Raw genomic sequence first — 15,702 nt, forward strand, 5'->3', positions numbered from 1 at the left:
GAAAGTCATCAAAAGAATCATGTATGGTCGTTGTAGCTTTGAAACGTTAAGGAAAAAGACCATTCAATTAGAATGGATGAGAAAAAAGCGGATTTTCAACTAACGCTGGAAAGAACCACCTTTATCTTGCCACAAACAACAGGAAAGCTTTTACCTTCTCTCCGCTATCCCGATCTATAAGAGATAATGTAGCTCCGGCCCAGTCAACTTCCATGATCTCACCGGGTTTTCTTTTGATCCGCATCGTCGCCTTATGTTTACGAGCATATTCTGTGTAGTACTGACAATAGGTTCGATAAGCATACGGAATCTTGCCTTCGTTTCTGCACCGCGCTTCGTATTCGTAATGCAGGAGAGAGAGCGTGACGTTTGGTTTCGCTAATTCTTGGTGAATGTACTCCAGATCTGGTAACTCGCGGCCTTTGGCTTCTCTTGTTTTAGCAGGGAATAGGGTCTCTGATAACCATGTATCTGTCATCTCTTCAGTCAGCGGACATTCGATGTCTTTTTCTTCCGCGGTCTTAATAATCTCTGCCACTTTTGGTCTTGAATTTCCGGTACTTGCGGCGATATTCCGCATACTATGACCTTGAAAGTGCAACTCCAAAATTTTCCGATAATGAAGCATAAATAAGAACCTCCTATAAAATGAATTTTCATGACTAAAGCATGAGCCTTCATTATATAAGAGGTTCTATTGATTTTCTTAGTGGTCAATTCTTTCGCCGAAGGTGGCTCATTTTAATGCCGAGGGTGATCATTTTTTATGCAGAGGTGGTCAATTCTCTATGCCGCCTTCAGTTGTGATTTAAAGGAAAACTAAATTAGTAAGATCGTCAAGAAATTAGTATCGAAAAAAACGACTATCTTGTCACTTCGATCCGTATAACTACTTAAAAAATTAAAGTAAATTGAGTATGTCTTTTCAAACTAGTTAAGGATATTACTGACGATTTCTTTTCTTGAGATGAAAATAATTTAGATTAGAATGTTATAAGGCATAAACCTGTTTGTTTGGTACCTTATTAAACTGATGAGTTCAAGAAATTCTGATTATTTCATTAGGACGAACTTATTGGATATGTAAAATGAATGGATTTATTATCCGTTTAAAGTCGAGTTTAATAAAATCATCAAGAGTTCATCCTTCCATTAATAATTTAAGTATAAGGATAAAAACGTATACTGTAAAAATTATATGGCTATCTGCTCCAATAATTGATGTATTTTCTCGTATTGAAAAAAGTAGTAATTAAAGTTAGAATGGGCTTTAGTGCAGAAATGCATTATCTTAGAATATTCGTAAGGAGATCGATTCATGGAGAAACATACTTTTGTTATTTGCGCCTTTAGGCAGTCTCCTTATTTGGAAGATTGCATTCAATCTTGTATAAATCAAAATTCAGTTATTACAGGAGAGTCAAAAGTTATTCTTTATACAAGTACACCTAATGATTATATTATTGACCAGTGTAGAAAGTATAATATTCCATTTTTTGAAAAAGAAGGTGGAGGAATTGGTAGAGATTGGAATAACGCGCTCTCTTTTGTTCAAACGAAATATGCTACGATTGCTCATCAAGATGACGTATACCTTCCTGAGTATGGCGAAAAGATTATTAGTGAATTTGAGAAATCAAAGGAATATAATATTGTTTTTTCAGATTATGAAGAAAATGATTCTAACGGGGAAATCAGAAAACGTGGAATAAATTTGAAAATCAAAACAATTGCATTAACATTGATGTTTCTTTTTAAAAATAAGAGATATCAAAGAAGAATTTATTCTTTCGGTAATTTTATTTCTTGCCCTGCTGTTTCATATAATCTTGAGCGATTAAAACATTTTCGCTTTAATGAACAACTAAAAATGACTTTGGATTGGGATGCTTGGGAGCGAATTATGAAATTACCAGGGAAGATTGGCTTTGTCAAAGATAAGTTAATGTATCATCGAATTCATGAAGACTCTGAAACGACAAATAATACAAAAGATCAGACGAGAGAGTTAGAGGAATTTGATATGTACAAACGCTACTGGGGCCCAACAATAGCAAGATTTTTGATGCGCTTTTATGTATTGAACCAAAAAAGCAATCAGTGATAAAAAATTGATAAGGATGAAAAAAATGGATTCGATTAAAATATTATTAATCATACCAGCGTATAACGAATCTGAAGGTATTTTGGACGTAATTCAAAAAGTAGATTCTTATAGGGCAAAATGTGATTATTATTTAGATTATATTGTAATTAACGATGGTTCTACAGATAACGAGGAAGAGATCTTGAAAAAAAATGATATCAACCATGTGGAATTAATTCAAAATCTAGGAATTGGTGGAGCAGTTCAAACAGGATACCTGTATGCATTCGAGAAAGATTATGATATAGCTATTCAGTATGATGGTGATGGACAACATGACATTGAATCTCTACCTAATTTAATTGAACCAATTCTCAAAAATGAGGCGGATTTTACAGTTGGCTCCCGGTTTGTTAGAAATAGTACATCTAAGTTTAAATCTTCTAGTGCACGTCAGTTAGGAATAAAATTTTTGTCTTCCTTAATAAAATTTTTATCTGGAGTAGAAATTAAAGATGTTACAAGTGGTTATCGAGCAGGAAATAAAAGAGTTATCAAACAGTTTGTAGATCGTTATCCAAGTAAATATCCTGAACCTGAAAGTTACATGCATTTGCTTGCACATAAAGTTCGTATCAAAGAAGTTGGAGTGAATATGTTTGAACGAGAAACTGGTGAATCGAGTATTAAGTTAATAAGTGCAATTAATTACATGGTTACCGTTTCTTTATCAATACTATTTGCTACAATAATTGGAAAGAGGGAAAATAAAAATGCCACTTAGACTTCAGATTATCGCTATTATTCTTGCTATAGGTTTCCTTATCTTTACAGTAAGGTTAATTCGCAAAGGAAATGCTGAAATTCGACAAATGGGTAAGTGGCTTGCAGTTTCAGTTATTTTGGTTGTAGGAGCCCTGTTTCCAGGATTAGGAAATGAGATAGCCCATTTTTTTGAAATTACAACTTTAACGTCATTAGCCCTATTTATTACGACTGCAATTTTGATAGTTTTCTCTTTAACTATGCATATTTCATTAATCAATAGAGAGAGGGAGAATAAAAAATTGATTCAAGAAGTTTCTTTAATGAAAAAAGAAATTTATGATTTACAGAAACATCTTAGCAAAGAGAAAAATTCAGAATAAAATTTCAAAGTCATTGTCCAATAGGGAGTCAAATTTTCTTAGTGTGTTTTATTTTATAAGAGTAAGTTATATTTATTTCTGCTTAGAAATGCAATATTGACTGTTTACCTATATTGATTAGCTGTCCAATTTAATTTAAATTTTAATAGGAAGTAAAGAGGTTTAACAATGAAAAAAGTAGCAATACTTATGTCAACCTATAATGGAGAACGATATATTGAAGAACAATTACAAAGTATCATAAATCAAACTTATGAGAACATAGATATTTACATACGAGATGATTGCTCTACTGATGGTACAGTAAAAATTATTGAAAAATATACTTCTTGTAAAAACTTACACTTTATAAAGGGTGTTAAGAACATGGGGTATCCAGAGGGATTTTATTATTTGATGTCTCAAGAAATTGAGGCCGATTACTTTAGTTTTAGTGATCAAGATGATGTATGGGAGCCTCAAAAAATTGAAAGAGCTGTTCAAAGCTTAGAGAAGTTAAACCAAGATATTCCATTATTATATTTTTCGGCATATGAGCTTTGTGATCAGTACTTGAAACCTATTAAGGTACTACCCAATATTAATTTTGAACCAAGTTTTAGAAATTCCTTATTTCAATGTTTAGCCTTAGGATATACTATGGTAATGAATAATAAGGCCAAAGATATTTGTGTCACTAAAAGATCTATCAAAACAATTTCTAAAGATGTTTGGATTGGTATGATCTGTTCCGGATTAGGTGAAATAATTTTTGATCGGAGAAGTTGCGCTAAATATAGACGTAATGATGGCGCCTTTTCTATTAGTGATACTAATTTTTTAGTAGTTCAAAAAGAACGTTTCTATAAATTATTTAAAGGTAATGGATTTGACAATATAACTAAGCTTTTATCAGAGTTTTATGAAGTTTTTTCTGAGGATTTATCACTTGAAAGAAAAAAAGAGTTAGAGCTATTTTTGCCTGGAAAGTACAAAATTCGAAAAACAATTAAAAAAATATTTTATCCCAATAGATTACGATACTCTCTTATAGACGAGATTATGTTAAGATTCATGTTTTTGTTAGGCAGGCTTTAGATGAGAGGGAGATTCATTAATATTGATGAGCGCCATTTTATTTATCTGAACTTTAACTATAGATTCTTTTGTAGTGAAGCACAAACGTTATATTATGACCATTTTAAGTAATTATTTCTAATCTAATCAGTTTAATGCAAAATTAATTTGATAAAGGAATTGGATTTTTTTTATAAAATCTAGTATTTTTGGAAAAGAAAAATTGTGGATTTTAATTAAAGTTTAGATTTGAGGTTATGCGAATGGTTAATTTTTCGCACCTTAATCAAACATATGGATTCTGATTTTATGAGTAACGAATATTTAAGTTTGAATAGTCAAATAATAGAGGCTATCAAATTAGAAATTTACCATCACTATTTATTTTAATTAAAAGTCATGCAAAGGTTAGGAATTTAGGAAGCCTATTTGGTTATTTACTTAGTTTTTAAATTTATTAAAGAATAAATAATTTAGATAAGGATGAATGATCTAATGCTATATGAAACATATGATGAAGAAACTTTAAAACAATTACAACAGATCGAACTAGGTATACTAAAGGAGTTTGATAAACTGTGTGATGAATATGGATTAGATTATTTTTTGATTGGAGGATCAGCAATCGGTGCAATTAGACATCAGGGAATTATTCCTTGGGATGACGATATTGATGTAGGAATGAATAGAGAAGACTATGATAAATTTATTAAAATAGCTAAACAAGATTTTTCAGATAAATATACAGTAGTTAACAACGAAACAAATCCTAATTTTCCTTTGATGAATACTCGTTGGGGGTTAAATGGGACTAAATTTAAAACTAAGGATCTAAAGAATGTACCAGGGGATTTTGGAATTTTTTTAGATATTTTTTGTTTTGACAACATTCCTGATGATGAAGGAAAGATGAAAGTGCAAGCAACTTTAGCATGGCTTTATGGAAAACTACTAGTATTGAGTGTGGTAGACCAACCTGTTTTATATATTGATGGATGGAAAAAACAATTTGTTTTATTGATGTGTAAGTGTGTACATATTATATTCAAATTCTTAAATTTAAAACCGACTTTCTTTTATAAGAAAGCTAAGAAATATATGCTTAAATATCAATATGAAGAAACGGAAAGAATGGCCTATATGTTCGAACCACAGAGATATATAAGCGTTGCTTATAAAAAAGATGTCTATCCAACAAGGAAAATGAAGTTTGAAACTTTTGAGGCAAAAGTTCCGAATAAAATAGAAGGATTTTTAGAAAAAAGATACGGAGATTATCTGACATTACCACCAGAAGAGAAAAGACATAATCATCCGCCTTTTGAATTGAAATTTAAATAATTGAAAAAATATTTCTTATAATGTTTTACTGTTAGATCTTGTAATTGTGGCGAACTTTACAAGGAGTAGTTCAAATTGATAGCAAGACAGAAAAGTTTCTTATGAGGTGTTTTATTGAAAAATAGAAGTATAATGTGGAATTTTTTTTATCAGGCAAGTTACCAGCTTTTAGTTGTAATGCTACCTGTAATAACAGTACCAATAGTTTCTAGAGCATTACAGCCTGAAGGTATTGGTACTTGGAATTATGTTAGTTCCATAGTGAGTTACTTTACATTAGTCGCAGGACTAGGTTTATCTAGTTATGGCGTACGAGAGATTGCTTTTGTTCGCGATGACAAACATCAGTTATCGCGAAAGTTTTGGGAAATTCAAGGATTCAATCTATTTTTTTCAAGTTTTGTTTTTATTATATATATAATATATGCTCTGCTATCTCCTTACAAAGTATTGTTTTTACTTCAAGCAATGGTTGTTTTTGCAACACTGTTAGATATATCTTGGTTTTTTCAAGGCATTGAAGATTTTAAAAGAATATCCCTTATTAATACATTAGTAAAAATCATGACTTTAATTCTAACGGTTTTATTAGTAAGAGAAAAAAATGATTTGAATGCCTATGTTGGTATTATTGGGTTGAGCTCTTTGGCTTCTGGGCTAGCGTTTTGGATTTTTATTCGAGGTAAAATTAAATGGATAAAAGTTTCTCCTAAAGAGATGCTCGCTCATTTCAAACCAGCTTTGAGTTTTTTCATTGTTAAGGCAGCCGCTACATTATTCAATAATTTGAACAAAACTATTTTAGGTATTATGACAACCATGAGCCTAGTGGGGATGTTCTCCAATTCATTGGTGATGATCATGTTGATAACTGCAATTGTGAACTCATTAAATACTGTTTTATTGCCAAGAATGTCTTCCCTTCAGAAAGAAAATCAAGAAAGTGAAATGATAGATTTACTGGGAAAAGCGATTGATATACAAGTATTTATGGCATCAGGTTGTATGTTCATTACTTTGGGAATAATTCGCGGAGTAGTAGAATTATTTCTGGGCTCCAGTTTTATAGATGTTACACATATTGTACCTATTCTTGTACCAGTTATGTTGCTTTCCTCTATTGAGCAAGCAATTGCAAATATGTACCTTGTCCCTAAAAATAAAATGAAATCATATACAAGATCAATAATAATAGCTACTCTGATTAATGTTCTTTTGTGTTTTGTTTTGATACCCCGATTAGGAGCGCATGGGGCGGCCTTCAGTTACACTGCAGGTCAACTTTATTTAGCTTTGTCTAGAGTAACTGTGTTAATTCGGGATACAACATATAGATTCAATTTCGAAAATTTATTTCTATGTTTCCTATCAGGTTCAGTAGCTCTTTTTGCAATTAAGATTATTTCTAGCGTAAATTTGAACATCTTTATGCTTACTTTTTTACAAGGTCTTGTAGGTTTAACAGTTTATATTTTGTTTACTTTTCTTCTTCATGTTAATCCTATGGTTAACGTGTTAAAGCAAAAATAGCCAAGCTTTATGGGGTTTAAACTTTTGTTTAATTCTTTCTAATCTTTTTAGAGTTTTATTTCTAATATAATGACAGCTCAGTTCATTTGAGATTTAATACAGTGAATAATTCCTAACGTATTTTTATTATAATGATTAATCGTACGGATGCGTTGCAATTTATTCTTTTTTTAAATCTAAAATTATGTAAAATACGTTCTAAGTTTTGGTGCACGAAAAGCTATAAAAGTTAAAAGTGAGTGTGTGATATTTGAAAGTTATCACATCGATTTTCTTTTACGTATGTATTTGTGCGAGTTTCAATGATCTGATAATAAACGATTTTGAGTTCCTAACTTTTCTGATATTTGTAACTAAATAGAAATACTATATATTTCCTTAACTAAATAAATTTTACATTTCCCTCCTCTTTCATTTCATGTATAATGGTTTAAGTTATGACATGAAGTAAGGAGGAGTTGTTTTTGTCTGAGGATCAAAACCAACACTCGGAAGAAGGATCTTTTAAAGAGCAGATCATGCGCGCTTTAGAAGAAGGCCGAAAGAATCGTGAAGTAGAACCAACGAAAAAAACGAGCTCGACATCCACTGGACCTTCGAAAATAAAAAAGGATACTAGTGATGATGACGATTTAGCTTCGTCCTATGAGCGTTTATTTGGTAATAGACAAAAGAAAGAATCGACTGCTACTGAGCAAAAGTCTAAGCCGATTGAAAAAGAAATAAAAAAAGAAGAATTTCGGAAGGAACAAAGTCATTCTGAAAAGAAGGTTCCTGATTATGCCTCTGAATCAAAGTCTAAGATAAGAAAAGAGATAAAAAAGTCAAAGGTAGAGAAGACGAGTCCGATAAAAGAAGAGCAAACCAAAGAATCTTCAACAATCCAAGAAAAGAAAGCAGCATCTCGCCATGGCGAATCAAGACGAGCTGATAACCCTGTTCCATCTAAGGAGAAACAGAAATCAGAGTTTATAAAACAGTCGAAGCCTGAGGAGCATGTTGAAGAAGAGCCATCAATTTTCCAACGTATTGGAGAGAAATTTGATGATCTTCGTCATATGGATGAAGATTTTGAAGGTGATTTAAGTGAGGAGAGCAACTTGAAACGAGCAGAACGTCGCAAAGAGGATCGAGTCGTCCGTAAAATTGTTTATATATTGACAATTGGAATTTTGATCGTCGCTGGAATTTTAGCAATCTCAGGATATAACTATGTGAGTGCCGGATTGAAACCATTGGATAAAAATGATAAGAAACTAGTTCAGGTAGAAATCCCAAGTGGCTCATCAAATCGTCAAATTGGTGATATTTTGGAAGATGGAGAGGTTATCCGTGATGGGATGGTCTTCAATTTCTACACGAAATTTAAAAACTTAACAAATTTTCAAGCGGGCTATTATCAATTTTCCCCAAATATGACTCTGGATCAAATTAGTAAAGAATTGCAGCAGGGTGGAAGTGCCGAGCCATTGGATGATGCTTCGAAACTGACTGTACCTGAAGGATATGATGTTGATAAGATCGCTAGCTTAGTCGCGAAGAAAACAGACTTCAAGAAAGAAGACTTTATCAAAGTAATGAAAGACGATAAATTCTTTGAACAGCTTAAGGCACAATATCCGGATCTATTAACGGATGCTGGTAATGCAAAAGATGTACGCTATCGTTTAGAAGGATACTTGTTCCCAGCAACTTATAATGTGCATAAAAATAGAAGCCTAGAGGATCTAGTAACTCAGATGGTGGATACGACAAATCAAATCTTAACTCCTTATTATAGTCAAATTAAGGAAAAAGGGTTAACGGTTCAAGAAGTCATGACTTTAGCATCGTTGGTTGAAAAAGAAGGAGTTACACAATCTGATCGCAAGAAAATTGCTCAAGTCTTCTTTAATCGGATTGAAGCGCAAATGCCGTTGCAATCAGATATTTCTATTCTTTACGCTTTAGGAGAACATAAAGAAGTTGTCACGATTAAGGATACAGAGGTTGATTCGCCATATAACTTATATACGAATACCGGCTTTGGACCTGGTCCGTTTGACAATCCAAGTCAAGAAGCGATCCTAGCTGTCCTTGATCCAACTGAGAATGATTACATTTATTTTGTTGCGGATATCTCAACAGGAAAAGTGTATTATGCTAAGACTTATGAAGAGCATATGGAATTGGTTGAAAAATATGTCAATAAAGAGAAATAAACAATTTACATTACAGTAATTACGTGGTAATCTTTTGTGGATTAAATCTATAAAGGATTACCTTTCGTAATTTTGTTGATTGAAGGAGAAGAAAAATGGTAGAAAAAACATATCCAATGACTCTAGAAGGAAAAGAAAAATTAGAGCAGGAATTAGAAGAACTAAAAACAGTTAAACGCGGAGAAATCATTGAGCGAATTAAAATTGCACGTAGCTTTGGTGATTTATCTGAAAACTCTGAGTATGAATCTGCTAAAGATGAACAAGCATTTGTTGAAGGACGAATCAGCACTTTAGAAAATATGATTCGTTTTGCACAAATTATTGATAATGAGAATGTTGATTCTGATGAAATCTCAATCGGTAAAACAGTTACTTTTGTGGAATTGCCTGATGAAGAAGAGGAAGAATACACGATCGTAGGAAAAGCCGAAGCAGATCCGTTAACTGGAAAGATATCTAACGATTCACCGATCGCGCAAGCATTGATTGGTAAAAGTGTTGGGAATATCGTAACGATCGCGACTCCTGGCGGAAATATGGAAGTTAAGATCGTGGATGTCAAACAAAACTAATAATGGATGAAAGAGGCGCTGGTCGCCTCTTTTCTTTTAGGGTTTAAAGAGGTTGCGACTTTAGACCGATAGTATTTAGAACGTAAAAAAAGTAGAATAAGGTATAAATAAAAAGTTGGGAGGAAAGACAAGATGAAAAGTCCATGGCGCTTTTTCATTGTAATTGAAGCCTTACTTGCAATTTTCTTATTATGGCAATTATCTTCAAACCCTGCGATGTTAATCATGCTGCTTTTTGGCGCATTAAATATATACTGGGCATTGCGAAAACATCGTCGTCGAAAATTTCAATTGATCTTAGGTTCAGTCATTTTGATCATCTGTTTAGTGAATAGTCCTGCGACTTGGTTGATGTTGATTTTTGCAGTAATATTTCTTGGGCTTAAGGGCTTCGAAATTGCGGGTATTTCAATGCCAAACCATTCCTTGAAAAATAAAAAAAGCATTGTAATGGTTGAAACAACTGATCCGACAGGTCATAATGGTGAACGAAGGAAACAAAGCTGGATTGGAAATGATCGAATCGGGACGCAGGTCTTCGAGTGGGATGATATTAATGTAGCGATTTTAGCTGGAGACACAATCGTCGACTTAGGAAATACATTGTTGCCTAAAGAAGATAGTATCGTAATTGTTCGTAAAGGCTTCGGTCGGACACGGATTTTGGTTCCATACGGGATTGGAATTCTTTTCGAACATGCGACGCTTTATGGCAAAGTTGATTTTGATGAGGACACACAAGTTCTACGTAATGAAACAATCAAAATGTATAGCGAGGATTATGATGAGAGTCCTCGGAGATTGAAAATAGTGACCAATACATTGGTAGGAGATGTCGAGGTGATTCGCGTATGATGGGGAAATATTCTCGTTTACAAATTTCCCTTTATTCGGGTTTGATCTCTTTTTTACTGATCCTGACGACGCTCTTTCTCTATATGTATGCGATAGGAAAAAGGCAATTATTCGGACAGTTGTTTGTGGCACGAATTTTTTATATTCCATTATTTGTTCATATCATTGTTATTTCTTTGACGGTATGCGCAGCGGTCTATTTTCTCGTAACATTTTTGGAAAAGCGACAATTGGGAAAAATAGAGGGAAAATTGCAAAATTTAGCTTCCGGTGATTATGAACAACCGTCTTTAGATGTGGCGATTTCACAAAATAAAGCGATGCTATTAGTTGATCATGACATCAAACGAATTAAAGAAAAATTAGTCAGTATGTCACGGGAGCTGCAGCAGTTAAGTAGTCAGCCACAGATGGTGGATGGTACGACGAGAGAAAAAATCTTGGAAGAAGAACGGCATCGTTTAGCACGAGAATTGCACGATTCTGTTTCTCAGCAGCTTTTTGCGGCAATGATGATGATGTCCGCCTTGAATGAACAATCACAGTATTCTGAAGAATTGGAGCCATATAAGAAGCAATTAGCGATGGTAGCCGATATTATCAATGCTGCCCAATCAGAAATGCGAGCATTGTTGCTTCATTTACGTCCGATCAGTTTAGAAGGCAAAAGTTTGCGCCAAGGAATTGAGCAATTATTAAAGGAACTGCAGACCAAAATTCAAATTCAGTTAAAATGGGATGTTCAGGATATTTGCGTTTCGCCTAGTATTGAGGATCAACTGTTTCGCGTAGTACAGGAATTATTATCTAATACACTACGACATGCAAAAGCGACCGAATTAGAGGTTTATCTGAAAATCGTTGGTCAAAGTATTTTGTTGCGCGTGATTGATGATGGTGTCGGATTTGAAGCCAAAGATGAGCATGCGGGTAGTTATGGATTGCGCAACATTCGTGAGCGAATCGCTGGTGTTGGTGGCTCCACTAAAATAATTAGTTTTAAAGGTCAAGGGACCAGTATTGAAATTAAAGTTCCTGTTGTAGAGGACACTGAGCCTGTTTAACGATAAAATAGACAGCATAGAGATAAGATAGATTATTAAGAATTAGGAGGCAGAGGATGATACGAGTATTGTTAGTTGATGATCATGAAATGGTTCGGTTAGGCGTTTCTTCTTACCTATCGATTCAATCAGATGTCGAGGTTGTAGGGGAAGCTGAAAATGGCGAAGATGGCTACGAGAAGGCGATGGCGCTTCGACCAGATGTAATTTTGATGGACTTGGTGATGGAAGTGATGGATGGCATCGAATCAACCAAGAAAATTCTAAAAGAATGGCCCGAAGCAAGGATCTTAATCGTAACTAGTTTTATTGATGACGAAAAAGTTTATCCGGCCATTGAAGCGGGTGCCTCGGGTTATTTATTGAAAACATCGACCGCCCATGAGATCGCCAACGCTATTCGTAAAACCTATAATGGCGAGCGAGTCTTAGAACCAGAGGTAACAACGAAGATGATGGAGCAATTGTCTAATCGTAATCGTCATGTTCTTCATGAAGAATTAACCAATCGTGAACAAGAAATACTACTATTAATTGCTCAAGGGATGAGCAATCAGGAAATTGCGGATGAATTGTTTATCACATTGAAGACAGTCAAGACGCATGTATCGAATATTTTAGCGAAGCTAGAAGTGGAGGATCGTACACAAGCCGCGATCTATGCCTTTAAGCACGGGTTAATAAAATAGAGAGTTCATCTCTGTTTTATTAACCCGCTCTTTGTTATACTAGAAAATGTAAGTTCTGGTATTGATGAAAGTCAAGTTTTTAGTAGCTAGATAAATATCGTGTAAGATTAAGGAGATATCATGAAGCAAAGTTTTGTCATTATTGGTTTAGGAAGATTCGGCGGGAGCATCTGTCGTACATTGGTTGAATCAGGTCAAGAGGTTTTGGCGATTGACAGCAGTGAGGATCGTGTGAATGAGTATATGAATATTGCCACACACGCAGTTGTAGCGAATGCACAAGACGAGATGACGCTTCGTTCTCTAGGGATTCGAAACTTTGATCATGTGATCGTTGCGATAGGCGAAGACATTCAAGCGAGCATTTTAGTGACTTTAATGGTCAAAGAAATGGGTGTGCCGAATATTTTAGCAAAAGCGCAAAACGAATACCATGCCCGTGTATTGGAAAAAATTGGTGCGGATCGTGTAGTTCATCCTGAACGTGATATGGGACAACGGATTGCTCATAACCTCGTTTCAAAGAATATTTTGGATTATTTAGAATTATCTGATGAGTTTTCTTTGGCTGAAATTAATGTTACCAATCGTAAATTTTATGGTAAAACCTTGGATGAATTAGATTTCCGTCAACGATTTGGACTAAATGTAGTAGCTATTCGTCGTGACAATCAAGATCCAATTGTGACACCGCCTGCAGAAGAAGTCGTACAAAAGGACGATCATTTAGTGGTGATCGGTCGCGATGAAGACGTGGATTATTTAGATGAAAAAATGAATGGATAGGTGATTTTCAAATGAAGTTAACAATAACGCCAAAAGCGCAAGAATGGTTCAAACGTGAAATTGAGTTAGGCGATAATCAAGGAATTAAATTTTATGGGAAAGTTTACGGGAAAACTCAGGTTCATGATGGCTTTTCAGTGGGGATGTCGGTGGATACAGTTGATAGTCCACTTGTAAAAACAATTATTGATGATCAATTGTTTTATATTGAAGAATCCGATGAATGGTTTTTTAAAGGATACGACCTGGTTGTTGATTATGATACAGTCTTGGATGAACCAAAGTACGACTTTATCCAAGTTTAGGAGTTGATATAAAATGATATCAGTAATTGTTCCTTGTTTTAATGAAGAGGAAGCAATTCCTCTTTTTTTTGCGGAGATGGAGAAAGTAAAAAAAGAAGTTTCGCATAGCTTCGAATATATTTTTATTAACGATGGTTCAAAGGATGAAACATTGGAAGTTTTGCGAGATTTAGCGAAAAAGAATGATTTTGTTCGTTATGTTTCTTTTTCACGTAATTTTGGTAAAGAAGCTGCATTATATGCCGGGTTACAAGCAGCAACTGGCGATCTTGTAACGGTGATGGATGTTGATCTTCAGGATCCTCCAGAACTTTTGCCACAAATGGTTGAGATGATTGAGAGCTCTGATATTGATTGTGTAGGAACGCGTCGTTCAAACCGCAAAGGAGAACCGCTCATTAGAAATCTATTTGCTAAAGCTTTTTATCATTTGATCAATCAAATCAGCGAAACGGAGATGGTAGACGGTGCTCGAGACTATCGTTTAATGACACGTCAGATGGTTGACGCAGTCTTGGAATTAACCGAACATAATCGATTTTCAAAAGGTTTATTTAGCTGGGTCGGATTTAAAACAGAATACATTTCATTTGAAAACCAAGAAAGAATTGCTGGTAAAACGTCTTGGTCTTTTTGGGAATTGTTCAACTATTCTATCGATGGAATAGTGAATTTTTCTGATGTACCACTTAATATCGCTTCCTTTGTTGGAGCTTTTTCTTGTGTTGCTTCGGGTATAGCAATGATTTTTATCATTATTCGTGCTCTTATTTTTGGTGATCCGACATCTGGATGGCCATCAATGGTAACGATCATTCTTTTTATTGGCGGTGTTCAATTACTGTGCATCGGTATTATCGGAAAGTATATCGGCAAGATTTTTATGGAAACAAAAAAACGTCCAGTTTATATCGTTAAAGAGACTGAAAAAAAGTTGGAGAAATAGTCTCCAACTTTTTTAGTATCCGCGTTTCAACTCAACTTGATTAACTGATAATTCTCTAGTTGAAACGTAGCTCTTTAAATTTGCTAAAAAGATTTTCATAAATTTATTTTGAAAATCAACGGTCATTCCTGAAATATGTGGAGTAATCAAAACATTATCAAATTCCCATAACGGACTTTCTTTTGGCAGTGGCTCTTCTTCAAAAACATCCAGTGCGGCAAAAGCAAAATGTTTTTTTTCAAGTGCTGTTATCAACTCTTTCGTATGAACAGTATCTCCACGTCCGACGTTTACAAATACAGCAGATTTCTTCATTTTCTCGAAAATATCACTATTAAAAATATGATAGGTTTCGTGTGTACCAGGAAGGATGCCCACTACAATGTCCATTTCTGGGACGATCTTCGCCATGTTTTTGATGGAATAGGTTTCTACAAAACCATCGGCAGGGTGTCCGGTAGTATTAATCCCATAAACATTTACACCTAAGCTGTGGATTGATTTTGAAAGCTGTTGACCAATATGTCCGGTCCCAACGACTAGTAAATTTTTTCCAGCAAGCTGGTCGTAATGAATGGATTCTTGAGCCCATTCATTGCGACCTTGTTTTTTTACGGCTTCATTCAATCCGCGATAATAGCCAAGCAGAACGCCGATAATATGCTCACTGATAGAAAGGGCATGAATCCCGCTGCCATTTGATAATAAAATATCCTGTTCTGAAAACTTGTCCAATGGCAAATAGTCTACACCAGCGGAAATAGATTGAACCCATCTTAATTTCTGAGTTGCTAGTAACTGATCTTCGAATTTCTTCGCCCAGCCAACAGATATTTCCACAGCTGCAAAATCTTTTTCAGTCAATGTGTTTTTGATCTGATATTCCGGAGCGAGGGCTTGAATTTTTTCAGTAAATTCCTCGCGAAACGCTTTTTGTAAGAAAATAATTGGTTTTGTCATTGTTGTCCCTCATTTCAATCTTCGAATAGAATTGTCTCATTTATTTTAACAAAGCTTGCTCAAAAAAACTGCTTACAGACTCGTAAGCAGTTAATTGGGGTTCTATAATATTTTGTGTTGGTGGAAAATCGGCTTCGATTTCCTACCAACACTTTTTCTT

General features: G+C 34.5%; 16 protein-coding genes. 14 read left to right on the plus strand and 2 right to left on the minus strand.

Annotation, left to right across the window (positions count from 1 at the left end):
- Nucleotides 1–121: 121 nt before the first annotated feature.
- The gene (locus KQI58_RS14110; RefSeq protein WP_253295959.1) at nucleotides 122–628 is read right to left on the minus strand and encodes a transposase; all 507 of its coding nucleotides are present in this window, start codon (nucleotides 626–628) and stop codon (nucleotides 122–124) included.
- A gap of 690 nt (nucleotides 629–1,318) precedes the next feature.
- On the opposite strand from KQI58_RS14110, the gene KQI58_RS14115 reads away from it, so the two are divergent.
- The 14 genes from KQI58_RS14115 (at nucleotide 1,319) to KQI58_RS14180 (ending at nucleotide 14,582) form a co-directional block, all read left to right on the plus strand.
- Complete coding sequence (locus KQI58_RS14115) at nucleotides 1,319–2,104, plus strand: glycosyltransferase family A protein (protein WP_216409702.1); 786 nt, start codon at nucleotides 1,319–1,321, stop codon at nucleotides 2,102–2,104.
- A 16-nt stretch (nucleotides 2,105–2,120) separates the two neighbouring features.
- Nucleotides 2,121–2,870, plus strand: a complete 750-nt coding sequence (locus KQI58_RS14120) for a glycosyltransferase family 2 protein (protein ID WP_437177534.1) — start codon at nucleotides 2,121–2,123, stop codon at nucleotides 2,868–2,870.
- Nucleotides 2,860–3,234: a DUF2304 domain-containing protein gene (locus KQI58_RS14125; RefSeq protein WP_216409704.1), complete on the plus strand. Its 375-nt coding sequence runs from the start codon at nucleotides 2,860–2,862 to the stop codon at nucleotides 3,232–3,234. The genes KQI58_RS14120 and KQI58_RS14125 overlap by 11 nt, the downstream gene beginning before the upstream one ends.
- A 168-nt stretch (nucleotides 3,235–3,402) precedes the next feature.
- Nucleotides 3,403–4,311, plus strand: coding sequence for a glycosyltransferase family 2 protein (locus KQI58_RS14130; RefSeq protein ID WP_216409705.1), 909 nt, complete (start codon nucleotides 3,403–3,405; stop codon nucleotides 4,309–4,311).
- 474 nt (nucleotides 4,312–4,785) lie between these two features.
- Nucleotides 4,786–5,631 carry a LicD family protein gene (locus tag KQI58_RS14135; protein WP_216409706.1) on the plus strand — a complete coding sequence of 282 codons (846 nt, stop codon included), beginning with the start codon at nucleotides 4,786–4,788 and terminating at the stop codon, nucleotides 5,629–5,631.
- A gap of 114 nt (nucleotides 5,632–5,745) precedes the next feature.
- Nucleotides 5,746–7,161: an oligosaccharide flippase family protein gene (locus KQI58_RS14140; RefSeq protein ID WP_216409707.1), complete on the plus strand. Its 1,416-nt coding sequence runs from the start codon at nucleotides 5,746–5,748 to the stop codon at nucleotides 7,159–7,161.
- 1,028 nt (nucleotides 7,162–8,189) lie between these two features.
- Nucleotides 8,190–9,362, plus strand: a complete 1,173-nt coding sequence (gene mltG, locus KQI58_RS14145; protein WP_437177539.1) for an endolytic transglycosylase MltG — start codon at nucleotides 8,190–8,192, stop codon at nucleotides 9,360–9,362.
- A gap of 95 nt (nucleotides 9,363–9,457) precedes the next feature.
- Nucleotides 9,458–9,937, plus strand: coding sequence for a transcription elongation factor GreA (gene greA, locus KQI58_RS14150; RefSeq protein ID WP_216409708.1), 480 nt, complete (start codon nucleotides 9,458–9,460; stop codon nucleotides 9,935–9,937).
- Nucleotides 9,938–10,069: 132 nt separating this feature from the next.
- A complete protein-coding gene (gene liaF, locus KQI58_RS14155) occupies nucleotides 10,070–10,792 on the plus strand; it encodes a cell wall-active antibiotics response protein LiaF (RefSeq protein WP_216409709.1) in 723 nt (240 codons plus the stop codon).
- Nucleotides 10,789–11,856, plus strand: a complete 1,068-nt coding sequence (locus KQI58_RS14160) for a sensor histidine kinase (protein ID WP_216409710.1) — start codon at nucleotides 10,789–10,791, stop codon at nucleotides 11,854–11,856. The genes liaF and KQI58_RS14160 overlap by 4 nt, the downstream gene beginning before the upstream one ends.
- A gap of 56 nt (nucleotides 11,857–11,912) precedes the next feature.
- Complete coding sequence (locus KQI58_RS14165) at nucleotides 11,913–12,545, plus strand: response regulator transcription factor (RefSeq protein WP_016180612.1); 633 nt, start codon at nucleotides 11,913–11,915, stop codon at nucleotides 12,543–12,545.
- A 120-nt stretch (nucleotides 12,546–12,665) separates the two neighbouring features.
- Entirely contained in the window at nucleotides 12,666–13,331 is a 666-nt protein-coding gene (locus KQI58_RS14170) for a potassium channel family protein (RefSeq protein WP_016180613.1), read from the plus strand.
- An 11-nt stretch (nucleotides 13,332–13,342) separates the two neighbouring features.
- A complete protein-coding gene (locus KQI58_RS14175) occupies nucleotides 13,343–13,636 on the plus strand; it encodes a HesB/YadR/YfhF family protein (protein WP_216409711.1) in 294 nt (97 codons plus the stop codon).
- Between the two features lie 13 nt (nucleotides 13,637–13,649).
- On the plus strand, nucleotides 13,650–14,582 hold the full coding sequence (locus KQI58_RS14180; RefSeq protein WP_216409712.1) for a glycosyltransferase family 2 protein: 933 nt from the start codon (nucleotides 13,650–13,652) through the stop codon (nucleotides 14,580–14,582).
- Between the two features lie 12 nt (nucleotides 14,583–14,594).
- Here the strand turns inward: KQI58_RS14180 and KQI58_RS14185 are convergent, their stop codons facing one another.
- Nucleotides 14,595–15,542 carry a phosphoglycerate dehydrogenase gene (locus tag KQI58_RS14185; RefSeq protein ID WP_216409713.1) on the minus strand — a complete coding sequence of 316 codons (948 nt, stop codon included), beginning with the start codon at nucleotides 15,540–15,542 and terminating at the stop codon, nucleotides 14,595–14,597.
- Between the last annotated feature and the right edge of the window lie 160 nt (nucleotides 15,543–15,702).

Source organism: Enterococcus raffinosus (assembly GCF_018917525.1).
Lineage (GTDB): Bacteria > Bacillota > Bacilli > Lactobacillales > Enterococcaceae > Enterococcus_A > Enterococcus_A raffinosus_A.